Raw genomic sequence first — 10,007 nt, 5'->3', positions numbered from 1 at the left:
GACGCGAGGCGGCGCGCGGTACACCCGCGTGCGCGCCATCGCCGGCACCAGCACCGGCACCTTCCGGCGCACGCGCGCCAGCCGCCGCGAGCGTCGCACGAGACCCGCGCGCGGCTGCCTCGCCGCCCGCGCTCACGATCGTCCCGGTCTGCCAGGTCACCGTGCGCGCGCGAACGTCGTCGGTCGTGCTCATGCGGCCTCCCTGGCGGTATCGGTATCGCGCCCATGCAGGCGGCCGATCAGCCGCTCGCGCCAGGCGATGAACTCGGGCGAGGACTTCACCGCGCGCGCATCGCGCGTGCGCACGTACTGCCGCGCGAACGGCAGTTCATGCGATTCGGCGATGCGCCCCGGCCCCGGCGTCATCACCACCACCCGCGTGCCGAGGAACAGCGCCTCCTCGACGTCGTGCGTGATGAAGAACACGGTCTTGCCGGTGCGCGCCCACAGATCGAGCACCAGCTCCTGCATGGTCTCGCGCGTCATCGCGTCGAGCGCGCCCATCGGCTCGTCCATCAGCAGCACGCGCGGATCGCCCGCCAGCGCCCGCGCGATGCCCACCCGTTGCTGCATGCCGCCCGACAGCTCGTAGACGCGCGCATGCGCGTATCGCTCGAGCCCGACCAGGGCCAGCATCCGGCGCGCGCGCGCCTCGCGCTCGGCCTTCGCGACACGCTGGAAGCGCAGCCCCAGCGCCACGTTGCCGAGCACGTCAAGCCAGGGTAGCAGCGCGTATTTCTGGAACACCACGCCGCGATCGGCGCCCGGGCCGGTGACGGGTTCGCCGTCGAGCAGCACCTCGCCGGCGCTGGGTTCGACGAAGCCGGCGATGCAGTTCAGCAGACTGGTCTTGCCGCAGCCCGAGGCGCCGACCGCGACCACGAATTCGCCGGCCCCGATTGACAGGTCGACTTCATCGAGCGCGCGCGTGCCTTCCCGCCCGCGCTCTCCCGGATAGGCGACCGACAGCCGCCGGATATCGAGCGTGCTCATGCTGATGCCTCCCGGCCGTCGCTCAATGCGCGGCGGCCTTCACGAATTGCGGATCGACGCCGACCGAGTAGTCGGGCAGCACCGTCTGGATGGTGCCCTGCGCCTTCAGGAAGGCCGCGGTGGCCGCCAGCGACTTCGCCGCGCCCGATTGCGCGCCGCCGCCCAGCCAGGTGGCCGAGGCCTGCTCGGCCGGCGAGGGGAAGGCATAGAGCGCGAGGCTGGCCGGCACCTCGTCGGGGTTCGCTCCGGACTCCTTGGCAACCGCCGCGGCCTGCGCCGAACCCTTGCCCCAGGCGGCCGGATGCGCGCGGTAGTCGGCATCGGCCGCCGCCAGCACCTTGACGAAGCGCCTCAGGAACTCGGGGTTGTCGCGCGCGAAGGCGCGGGTCGCCACGAAGCCGTCGAAGGTGGCCTTGCCGCTGGCCTTGGCGACCCGGCCCGAGGTGATCAGCACCTTGCCGTTCTGCTTGACCTTGGCAAGCACCGGATCCCAGATGTAGGTCGCGTCGATGTCGCCGCGCGCCCAGGCCGCCGCCACCTCGGGCGGACGCAGGTTGACGATCTTCACCTGGTTGGGATCGACACCGGCCTGCTGCAGGGCGACCAGCGCGTGGAAGTGCGAGGTCGAGACGAAGGGCACGCCGAGCTTGTGGCCCTTGAGGCCCGCCACGCTGGTCACGCCCGAGCCGTCGCGGGCGACCAGCGCCTCGGCGTCGTTGATGTTGTCGAGGATCCAGAACAGCGAGAGATCGACGCCCTGCGAGAGGCCCGCGGCAACCGGCGCCGAGCCGGCCTCGCCGACCTGCACCGAGCCCGAGGCCAGCGCGCGGATCACGTCGGCGCCGCTGCCGAGCTTGCGGAACGTCACCTTGTAGCCGGTCGCCTTCTCCACCTCGCCGGTGGCCTGCGCGTAGCGCCAGGGCACCACCATGTCCTGGTAGGCGATCACCACCTCCTTGTCGGCGGCGCGCGCGGGCGCGGCGGCAAGGCTGAGCGTGGCGACGGCGCCGGCCAGCGCGGCGGTCAGGACGGAACGGAAACGCGGCATGAATCACCTCTACGAGTCGGATGCGGTGGCACGAAAACGCCCGACTATAGAGATTGCGCGGCGGCGCCGTTCCAATCATTTCTGCGATGCAATTGACGCTGCTGGCGCTATGCTTTTCGCGTTCGACCGGATACGGCCGACGATCGGGCGCGCAGCGCGGCGCGAGCGCGAAGGCCGCCTCGCCCAGCAAACGGCCGCGGCCCGCGGCGAGCCGCGCCGCCAACAAAAAACCCGCCTCGCGGCGGGTTTTTCATGACGGCCGCCGAAGCGGCCCGGCAGGCAGGGCTGGAAGCAGGCGAACCCGGAAGCAGCCGGCTCAGACCACGCCGGCGCCGTGCGCCTGCAGGTCGGCGTGATAGCTCGAACGCACCATCGCGCCCACCGCCGCATGCGTGAAGCCCATCTTGTAGGCCTCTTCCTCGTACATCTTGAAGACGTCGGGATGCACGTACTCGCGCACCGGCAGGTGATGCTCGGAAGGCTGCAGGTACTGGCCGATGGTCAGCATGTCGACGTCGTGCTCGCGCAGGTCGCGCATCACCTGCAGGATTTCCTCGGGCGTCTCGCCCAGGCCGACCATCAGGCCCGACTTGGTGGCGACGTCCGGATGCAGCGCCTTGAAGTCCTTCAGCAGCTTCAGCGAATGCGCGTAGTCCGAGCCCGGGCGCGCTTCCTTGTAGAGGCGCGGCACGGTTTCGAGGTTGTGGTTCATGACGTCGGGCGGCGCGGCATTGAGGATGCCCAGCGCGCGGTCCAGGCGGCCGCGGAAGTCCGGCGTGAGGATCTCGATGCGCGTTTCCGGCGAATGCTCGCGCACATGGCGGATGCACTCGACGAAGTGGCCGGCGCCGCCGTCGCGCAGGTCGTCGCGGTCGACGCTGGTGATCACCACGTACTTCAGGCGCAGCGCGCCGATCGTCTTGGCCAGGTTGACCGGTTCGTCAGGATCGAGCGGATCGGGGCGGCCGTGGCCGACGTCGCAGAACGGGCAGCGCCGCGTGCACTTGTCGCCCATGATCATGAAGGTCGCCGTGCCCTTGCCGAAACACTCGCCGATGTTCGGGCAGCTCGCTTCCTCGCACACCGTGTGCAGGTTGTGCTCGCGCAGGATGGTCTTGATCTCGTTGAAGCGCGAGCTGCCGGTGGCCGCCTTCACGCGGATCCACTCGGGCTTCTTGAGCTTCTCGATCGGCACGATCTTGATCGGGATGCGCGCCGTCTTGGCCTGGGCCTTCTGCTTCGCGCTCGGATCGTAGACGGCGGGTTCGGCCGCGGCGGCCGATGCGGGGGTTGCGGTTACGTCAGTCATTCGTGTGTTCCAGTGCCTGCGGCAATGCGGCGACGGTGGCGCCGTCGAGGTTGGCGGTCAGACGGCGCACGAGCGTGTCGGCCACGTCGCGCCAGTCGGCAAGCACGCCCACGCTCGCCATGTCGACCGTCTCGAGTCCCGCGTAGCCGCACGGATTGATCGCGAGAAACGGGCCGAGGTCCATCCGGACGTTCAGGCTCAACCCGTGATAGCTGCATCCGTTGCGTATCTTCAGGCCGAGGGCGGCGATCTTCGCGCCCGCATGCGGCCCTGATTCCACATAGATGCCGGGCGCGCCCGCCTTGCGGACCGACGCGAGATTATACGCCGCGAGGGTGTCGATCACGGCCTGCTCGATCCGCTCGACCATGCCGCGCACCGTCAGCTTGCGGCGGCGCAGCTCGACCAGCAGGTAGGCGACGATCTGGCCCGGGCCGTGATAGGTGATCTGCCCGCCCCGGTCCACCTTGACCAGCGGCACTCCGCTGTCGGCCACCAGCAGGTGCGCCGGGTCGCCGGCCAGGCCGAGCGTGTAGACGGGGGGATGTTCGACCAGCCAGATCTCGTCGGCCGTCTCGGGCGTGCGTGAATCGGTGAAGGCGCGCATCGCCTCGAAGGTCGGCTCGTAGGGCGCCGAGCCGAGCCAGCGCACCACGAACGGCGCCGCGGCAGCCGCCTCGGGGGCGGCCGTCGCGGCGGGATCGGTGGAAATCGGGGACAAGTTGATGGGGGCCGGCGCTGACATGGACGCTAGTTTACCGAAAACCGACACGCGCCGCCGGGCGGGCGCGTGTCGGCGGGACCATCGCTCAGACCGTGCGCCAGCCGTCGTGCAGGCGCGCCGAGAGCCAGTTGCCCAGGCGCGTGAGCGCCGTGTGGGCGACCTCGCCGGGCGCCGGCGCGCCGACGCTGAACGATACGCGGGCCACCTCGGGCCCTTCCACGGCCAGCCACAGCCGCTCGCCGCGGCGCAGCCGCAGGTTCGCGCCCGGCGCCAGGAAGTAGTCGTCGACATCCTCGCTGCGCGTGGCCCATACCGTCGCGCCCTGGATGCTGAGCCGCGTGCTGTGCACGACCTTCATCGGCACGGTTTCGCCGGGTTGGATCTCGAAGGTGACGCTTGACGATATTTCTCTCATGATGCGCTCCGGAAACAGCGGGGGAATGGCTACAATCGTAGGCACATCAAGGGTTTACGTAAAACGATACGTTTTCACGTTCTTGTGAGAAAAATTAGCAAGTGGACCTGCGCAAACTCCCCCCGCTGAATGCCCTGCGCGCCTTCGAGGCCGCCGCCCGCCACGAGAGCTTCTCGCGCGCGGCCGACGAGCTGTTCGTCACCCACGGCGCGATCAGCCACCAGGTGCGCGCGCTCGAGGAGGAGCTCGGGGTGCCGCTGTTCGTGCGGCACGGCAAGCGCCTGTCGCTGACCGAATCGGGCGAGCGCTACGCGCGCCAGGTGCGCGCCGCGCTGACCATCCTGCTCGACGCCACCCAGGACGTGCGCGCCGCCGACCGCGGCAACCGCCTGGTGGTGTCCTCGCTGCAGTCCTTCGCGGCGCGCTGGATCACACCGCGCGTCGGCTCCTTCATCGACCGCCATCCCGACATCGACCTCGAACTGCAGTCCACCAACTCGCTGACCGACTTCTCGCGCGACGACGTCGACATCGCGATCCGCTTCGGCAACGGCCACTACCCGGGCCTGCACGTGGAGAAGCTGTTCGACGAGATGTTCTTCCCGGCCTGCGCGCCGAGCCTGAACGGCGGCGTGCTGCCCAGGGAGCCGGCCGACCTGGCCCGCTACCCGCTGCTGCGCTCCGACGACGAGCTCTGGCGCCCCTGGTTCGACGCGGCGGGCCTGGAGACGCTCAGCGAGCCCAAGCGCGGCCTGCTGTTCCAGGATTCCTCGCAACTGGTGCAGGCCGCCATCGACGGCCAGGGCATCGCCCTGGTGCGCCGCTCGCTGGCCGCGGCCGAACTCGACGCGGGACGCATCGTGCGCCTGTTCGACATCGACGGGCCGAGCCCCTGGCACTGCTATTTCGTCTGCCTGCCCTCGCGGCTGGCCGCGCCGCGCGTGCAGGCCTTCCGCACCTGGCTGCTGGCGGAACTGGCGCACTTCGAACGGGAATGGCTGCGCATCGATGCCGAGCGCCTGGCCCGGCGGGCCGCGCGAAACGGGGAGGGGGAAACGATCGGGGGAAAGCCGCCGGGCGGGATGCCGGCGCAGGCAGGCCTCGCGGGAGCCGGCACGGCCGACGCTCCCGGGCTGCCCGGCGCGGCCATGGCGGCCGCGCCGAAGCGGGAGGAATGAGGCCGGCCGGGCCGGCCCGCGGCGCGCTCGCGCCTAGAGGACGACCTTCACCATCGGATGGCCGGTCAGCGAGCGATAGATGTCGTCGAGCTGCTGCTGGCTGGTGGCGCGCACGGTGATGGTCAGGCCCGTGTAGTTGCCGCCGCTGGAGGAGCGCTCCTCGATCTTCTCGAGGTCGATCTCGTTGTCGTGCACGGCCACCACCTTGAAGATGGTGTCCTTGAACTCGGGATGCGCCTTGCCCATGATCTTGATCGGGAAATCGCAGGGGAATTCGAGCAGCGTCTCCTTCCTGGTATCGATCGCGCCAGTCAGTTCGACTGTCTTGGACGGGTCGGTGGTCATAAGCTTCTCCAGAAGGAATCGATGAAAAACCAGTGGGTGCCGCCAGGCCCCACCGGCAGGCTCAGGCCGCCGCCAGCTCGCTCGCCTTGGCGCGCTGGTAGGCCTCGTAGAGCGCGATGTAGACCGGGCCGGGGCGGCCATCCTGCACCGGCAACTGGTCGAGCGAGGTGACCGGCAGCACTTCCTTGGTCGCCGAGCTGAGCAGGATCTCGTCGGCCGCGCGCAGCTCGGCCTCGTTGATCTCGCGCGCCACGAAGGGGATCCCGCAGGCCTCGGCCAACTCCTCGAGCAGCGCGTAGCGGATCCCCTCGAGGATCTTGTTGCTGCGCGGCGGCGCGAGCAGCTCGCCGTTCTTCACCACCCAGACGTTCGAGGAGGAACCCTCGGTGAGGTTGCCGTCGCGCAGCTGGATGGTCTCGAAGGCTTCGCGCTCGGCCGCATGCTGGGCCATCAGCACGTTGCCAAGCAGCGAGGTGGACTTGATGTCGGCGTGCAGCCAGCGGCGATCCTCGGCCGTCACGCAGCGCACGCCGGTGGTGCGCATCTCGTTGCCGGGCAGCTCCATCGGGCTGACCATCATGAACACGGTGGGCGTGACCTCGGCCGGAAACGCGTGGCCGCGCCTGGCGACGCCGCGCGTGATCTGCAGGTAGGCCTTGGCATGCTGGCCGTCACCGAGCCCGGCCGCGTTCGCTTCCAGCAGCTCGTCGAGCAGCGCTCGCCAGCCGGCATCGTCGCGCGGATTGGGGATGCCGAGCTTCTTCAGGCTGCGGTCCAGCCGCGCCAGGTGCTGCGGCAGCCGGAACGGCTTGCGTCCGCCGCCTTCCACCGCGTACAGCGGCACCACCTCGTAGACGCCGTCGCCGAAGATGAAACCGCGATCGAGCACCGGCACGCGCGCCTCGGACAGCGGCACCCGTTGCTCCTGCGAGGACACGCTCAGATGGACGACCGGATCGAACTCAGCTTGGCTCATGGCGATCAAGGTGGAAAAGATGACGGGCGCGGGACGGCCCCGCGCCGACAGCTTACCGCTTGCGGCGCGCCGGCGTCGTGCCGAGCGCGTCGAAGCTTACTTCTTGCTGAACATCAGCAGGATCGAATCCCAGATCCGGCCGAGCAGGCCCGCTTCCGGCACCGCCTGCAGCGCCACCACCGGGAATTGCGCGACGGTCTTGCCGTCGGCCACGAACTGCACCGTGCCGACCTGCTGGCCTTCGGCCAGCGGCGCGATCAGCGGCGTGTTCAGCGTGACCTGCGGCTTGACCTTGTCGCCCACGCCCTTGGGCAGCGTGACGAACTGGTCCTTCTGCACGCCGACCTGCACGGAATTGGCCCGACCCTTGTAGACGCGCGGCGTCTCGACGGCCTGGCCGCCCTTGTACAGGCGCACCGCATCGAAGGCGCTGTAGCCGTAGTTCAGCATCTTCATGCTGTCCTGCACGCGGTCGCTTTCCTTGGTCTCGCCCATCATCACCGAGACCAGGCGGCGCGTGCCGCCGTCGGCGCCCGGCAGCGGACGCTTGGCCGAGGCGATCAGGCAGTAGCCGGCGGCCTGGGTGTGGCCGGTCTTCAGGCCGTCGACGGTCGGGTCGATCCACAGCAGCCGGTTGCGGTTCGGCTGGCGGATGTTGTTGTAGCTGAATTCCTTGACCGAGAAGATGTTGTAGTAGTCGGGGAAGTCGCGGATCAGGCGCGCCGACAGCTTGGCCAGGTCGCCCGCCGTGGTGTAGTGCTGCGGGTCGGGCATGCCGTTCACGTCGGCGAAGTGGGTGCCCGACATGCCGAGCTTCTGCGCCTCGGCGTTCATCATGTTGACGAACTGCGATTCGCTGCCGCCCACCAGTTCGGCCAGCGCGATCGCCGCGTCGTTGCCCGACTGGATGATCATGCCGTACACCAGGTCGTGCACCGAGACCGGCTTGTTGGCCTCGATGAACATGCGCGACTCGTCGGTGCCGACGCGGCGCACCGCCTCGCTCGGCGTGACGATCTGCTCCATCGAGATCTTCTTGGTGGAGAGCGCCTCGAACACCAGGTAGGCCGTCATCAGCTTGGTCAGCGAGGCCGGCTCGACGCGCTCGTCCGCGTTGCCGGAAGCCAGCACCTGGTTGCTGCTCGCGTCGACCAGCACCCAGGAGCGCGCATTGACGCCCGGCGGCGGCACCGCGCCCGGCATGTAGGTGGCCGGCGCGCCGGTCGGCGCCGCGGCCGCGGCGGCAGCCGCTGCCGCCTTCTTGGCGGGCTTGGCCTGCGCGACGGCAACCGTCGTCACGAGCGCGGCGGGCACCACCACGCCGAGCGCGACGTTGCGCGCGACGGTGGCGAAGGCGGTGGAGGAAGCGAGAGACTTGAGGCCTACGGAGGACAAACGCATGATCGATTCAGGCTGATGGCAGAAAGTGCTGCGCACGGGGCGCAAGATCGGGGAACCGGGACGGCGAGCGGTCCGGCCGCGGCACCTGGGCGGAGCCTGGCGCGACGCGCGGAGTTGGACAGGCGGCGGCAGCGTCGGTTCGCGGCGCGCGGAAAACGCGCGGATTCGCGAGCCGCCGCCGGCGTCGAAGCTGCCGTGCGTAGCGGGCAAACCCGGCCATTATACGGGCGCCGGCCGGGCCCCAAGCCGCGGCGGCGGTTTCTGTCGCGCGCGGCGGACAGATGGTAGACGCACGGCGCGCGCCGCCGTCGCCCGCAATCGATTCGCAAGTCCGGCGTCAGGCACGCGCAAAGGGAAGCACGGCAGAAGCACGGCGGGACCGCGACGAGATGGCGGCAGGCCCCCCGCCGCAACGCGACCGGATCGCCGCCCGGGCGGCGCGCCCGGCTCAGCGCCAGGCGTCGACGATCACGCGCTTGAGGATATGCAGCTTGCGGTGGAAGAAATGCTCGGCGCCCGGGATCACGATCACCGGCAGCTCCTGCGGCCGCGCCCAGTCGTAGACCGAGCCGATCGGCACGGTATCGTCGGTTTCGCCGTGGATCACGATGGTGTCCTCGGGCACCTCGGCCACCGCCCAGCGGCTCGCCGCGGTGCCGACGAACACCATCCGCTCGATCGCCTCACCGCGCTCGCGCATCTGCTTGCCGACCTGCGAGAGCACGAAGGTGCCGAACGAGAAACCCGCCAGCACCAGCGGCAGCTCGGCCTGGCCGGGCTGGGCGCGCATGTGGGCCAGCACCGCCAGCAGGTCGTCGGTCTCGCCGTGGCCGTTGTCGTGCGTGCCCTCGGTGGCGCCGACGCCGCGGAAGTTCGAACGCGTGACGATGTAGCCGAGCTGGGTGAAGATGCGCGCCAGCGTCTGCGCGACCTTGTTGTCCATGGTGCCGCCGAACAGCGGATGCGGATGCGCGACCAGCGCGATGCCGCGCGTGGCGGTGCCGTCGGGCGGCAGGTCGACGGCGATCTCGATGCGGCCGACCGGGCCGTCGATCAGGGACTTCTGCGTTTGGGCGTTCATGCGGCTTGCGGTTTCCTTCGTTTGGCGCGCGGCGCGCTCAGATCTTCAGGCGCTCGACCACCTGGCCGTCGCGCAGGTGCGATTCGACGATCTCGTCGATGTCCTGCTTGTCGACATAGGTGTACCAGGTGCCTTCCGGGTAGACCACCATCACCGGGCCTTCCTCGCAGCGGTCCAGGCAGCCCGCCTTGTTGATGCGGACCTTGCCGGCGCCCGCCAGGCCCAGCTCCTTGACGCGCTTCTTGGCGTATTCCTGCATCGATTGCGCATCGCAATTGGCGCAGCTCGGGCGATCCGCGCCCGGGTCGCGCTGGTTCAGACAGAAGAACACGTGATGCTGGTAGTAGCTGCCGTTCATGATGTGGGGACCGCCTGCGTGCGCCTGGTCTGTGCCGCGCGCCGCCAGCTGGATTGGGGAGGGTGTCGGGAGGTCCGATTATAGCGAGCGAGCGCGCGGCCCGCTGGCCTGCCGCGCTGGCCTGCCGCGCGGGCCTTGCGGCGCGTGGATCGGCGCGCCGGGGCGGCTCGGCGATCCAA

The 10,007-nt window shown here is 69.7% G+C and carries 12 protein-coding genes and 1 pseudogene; 2 read left to right on the top strand and 11 right to left on the bottom strand.

Features of this window, described 5'->3' with window-relative positions:
• The 3 genes and pseudogenes from F3J10_RS36095 to tauA form a co-directional block, all read right to left on the bottom strand.
• Nucleotides 1-193, bottom strand: a pseudogene (locus F3J10_RS36095) (taurine ABC transporter permease); the annotation flags it as partial.
• Entirely contained in the window at nucleotides 190-993 is an 804-nt protein-coding gene (locus tag F3J10_RS32035) for an ABC transporter ATP-binding protein (RefSeq protein WP_036049043.1), read from the bottom strand. The pseudogene F3J10_RS36095 and the gene F3J10_RS32035, both read right to left, overlap by 4 nt.
• A gap of 22 nt (nucleotides 994-1,015) precedes the next feature.
• On the bottom strand, nucleotides 1,016-2,041 hold the full coding sequence (gene tauA / locus F3J10_RS32030) for a taurine ABC transporter substrate-binding protein (protein ID WP_167243776.1): 1,026 nt from the start codon (nucleotides 2,039-2,041) through the stop codon (nucleotides 1,016-1,018).
• Between tauA and F3J10_RS32025 the strand changes: the two genes are divergently transcribed.
• Nucleotides 2,040-2,297: a hypothetical protein gene (locus tag F3J10_RS32025; protein ID WP_166916287.1), complete on the top strand. Its 258-nt coding sequence runs from the start codon at nucleotides 2,040-2,042 to the stop codon at nucleotides 2,295-2,297. The genes tauA and F3J10_RS32025 overlap by 2 nt on opposite strands.
• Nucleotides 2,298-2,357: 60 nt before the next feature.
• Here the strand turns inward: F3J10_RS32025 and lipA are convergent, their stop codons facing one another.
• The 3 genes from lipA to F3J10_RS32010 form a co-directional block, all read right to left on the bottom strand.
• A complete protein-coding gene (lipA, locus tag F3J10_RS32020; RefSeq protein WP_013699492.1) occupies nucleotides 2,358-3,350 on the bottom strand; it encodes a lipoyl synthase in 993 nt (330 codons plus the stop codon).
• The gene (gene lipB, locus F3J10_RS32015) at nucleotides 3,343-4,095 is read right to left on the bottom strand and encodes a lipoyl(octanoyl) transferase LipB (protein WP_025097068.1); all 753 of its coding nucleotides are present in this window, start codon (nucleotides 4,093-4,095) and stop codon (nucleotides 3,343-3,345) included. The genes lipA and lipB overlap by 8 nt, the downstream gene beginning before the upstream one ends.
• A gap of 64 nt (nucleotides 4,096-4,159) precedes the next feature.
• Nucleotides 4,160-4,489: a DUF2917 domain-containing protein gene (locus F3J10_RS32010; RefSeq protein WP_025097069.1), complete on the bottom strand. Its 330-nt coding sequence runs from the start codon at nucleotides 4,487-4,489 to the stop codon at nucleotides 4,160-4,162.
• Between the two features lie 101 nt (nucleotides 4,490-4,590).
• Between F3J10_RS32010 and F3J10_RS32005 the strand changes: the two genes are divergently transcribed.
• Nucleotides 4,591-5,667 carry a transcriptional regulator GcvA gene (locus F3J10_RS32005; protein WP_025097070.1) on the top strand — a complete coding sequence of 359 codons (1,077 nt, stop codon included), beginning with the start codon at nucleotides 4,591-4,593 and terminating at the stop codon, nucleotides 5,665-5,667.
• A gap of 33 nt (nucleotides 5,668-5,700) precedes the next feature.
• Here F3J10_RS32005 and F3J10_RS32000 read toward each other — a convergent pair whose 3' ends face one another.
• The 5 genes from F3J10_RS32000 to F3J10_RS31980 all read right to left on the bottom strand — a co-directional run bounded on the left by F3J10_RS32000 (nucleotide 5,701) and on the right by F3J10_RS31980 (nucleotide 9,828).
• Nucleotides 5,701-6,012 carry a YbeD family protein gene (locus F3J10_RS32000; protein ID WP_013699496.1) on the bottom strand — a complete coding sequence of 104 codons (312 nt, stop codon included), beginning with the start codon at nucleotides 6,010-6,012 and terminating at the stop codon, nucleotides 5,701-5,703.
• A gap of 61 nt (nucleotides 6,013-6,073) precedes the next feature.
• Nucleotides 6,074-6,988, bottom strand: a complete 915-nt coding sequence (locus F3J10_RS31995) for a D-amino acid aminotransferase (protein ID WP_167243775.1) — start codon at nucleotides 6,986-6,988, stop codon at nucleotides 6,074-6,076.
• 96 nt (nucleotides 6,989-7,084) lie between these two features.
• Nucleotides 7,085-8,389, bottom strand: coding sequence for a D-alanyl-D-alanine carboxypeptidase family protein (locus tag F3J10_RS31990; RefSeq protein WP_025097071.1), 1,305 nt, complete (start codon nucleotides 8,387-8,389; stop codon nucleotides 7,085-7,087).
• A 448-nt stretch (nucleotides 8,390-8,837) separates the two neighbouring features.
• Nucleotides 8,838-9,470, bottom strand: coding sequence for an alpha/beta hydrolase (locus F3J10_RS31985; protein ID WP_013699499.1), 633 nt, complete (start codon nucleotides 9,468-9,470; stop codon nucleotides 8,838-8,840).
• A 37-nt stretch (nucleotides 9,471-9,507) separates the two neighbouring features.
• Nucleotides 9,508-9,828, bottom strand: a complete 321-nt coding sequence (locus tag F3J10_RS31980; protein WP_013699500.1) for a ferredoxin — start codon at nucleotides 9,826-9,828, stop codon at nucleotides 9,508-9,510.
• Between the last annotated feature and the right edge of the window lie 179 nt (nucleotides 9,829-10,007).

It is taken from the genome of Burkholderia sp. Cy-637 (assembly GCF_011753175.1).
Taxonomy (GTDB): Bacteria; Pseudomonadota; Gammaproteobacteria; order Burkholderiales; family Burkholderiaceae; genus Burkholderia; species Burkholderia gladioli.
The sequence above is the reverse complement of the archived record's forward strand: the minus strand, read 5'-3'. Positions and strand labels throughout refer to the sequence as shown.

Excerpts from the sequence above, each read along its gene's own strand:
- F3J10_RS31990 (WP_025097071.1), bottom strand. The coding sequence starts at position 8,389 with ATGCGTTTGTCCTCCGTAGGCCTCAAGTCTCTCGCTTCCTCCACCGCC.
- lipB (WP_025097068.1), bottom strand. The coding sequence starts at position 4,095 with ATGTCAGCGCCGGCCCCCATCAACTTGTCCCCGATTTCCACCGATCCC.
- F3J10_RS31980 (WP_013699500.1), bottom strand. The coding sequence starts at position 9,828 with ATGAACGGCAGCTACTACCAGCATCACGTGTTCTTCTGTCTGAACCAG.
- F3J10_RS32010 (WP_025097069.1), bottom strand. The coding sequence starts at position 4,489 with ATGAGAGAAATATCGTCAAGCGTCACCTTCGAGATCCAACCCGGCGAA.
- tauA (WP_167243776.1), bottom strand. The coding sequence starts at position 2,041 with ATGCCGCGTTTCCGTTCCGTCCTGACCGCCGCGCTGGCCGGCGCCGTC.
- F3J10_RS31985 (WP_013699499.1), bottom strand. The coding sequence starts at position 9,470 with ATGAACGCCCAAACGCAGAAGTCCCTGATCGACGGCCCGGTCGGCCGC.
- F3J10_RS31995 (WP_167243775.1), bottom strand. The coding sequence starts at position 6,988 with ATGAGCCAAGCTGAGTTCGATCCGGTCGTCCATCTGAGCGTGTCCTCG.
- F3J10_RS32025 (WP_166916287.1), top strand. The coding sequence starts at position 2,040 with ATGAATCACCTCTACGAGTCGGATGCGGTGGCACGAAAACGCCCGACT.
- F3J10_RS32000 (WP_013699496.1), bottom strand. The coding sequence starts at position 6,012 with ATGACCACCGACCCGTCCAAGACAGTCGAACTGACTGGCGCGATCGAT.
- lipA (WP_013699492.1), bottom strand. The coding sequence starts at position 3,350 with ATGACTGACGTAACCGCAACCCCCGCATCGGCCGCCGCGGCCGAACCC.
- F3J10_RS32035 (WP_036049043.1), bottom strand. The coding sequence starts at position 993 with ATGAGCACGCTCGATATCCGGCGGCTGTCGGTCGCCTATCCGGGAGAG.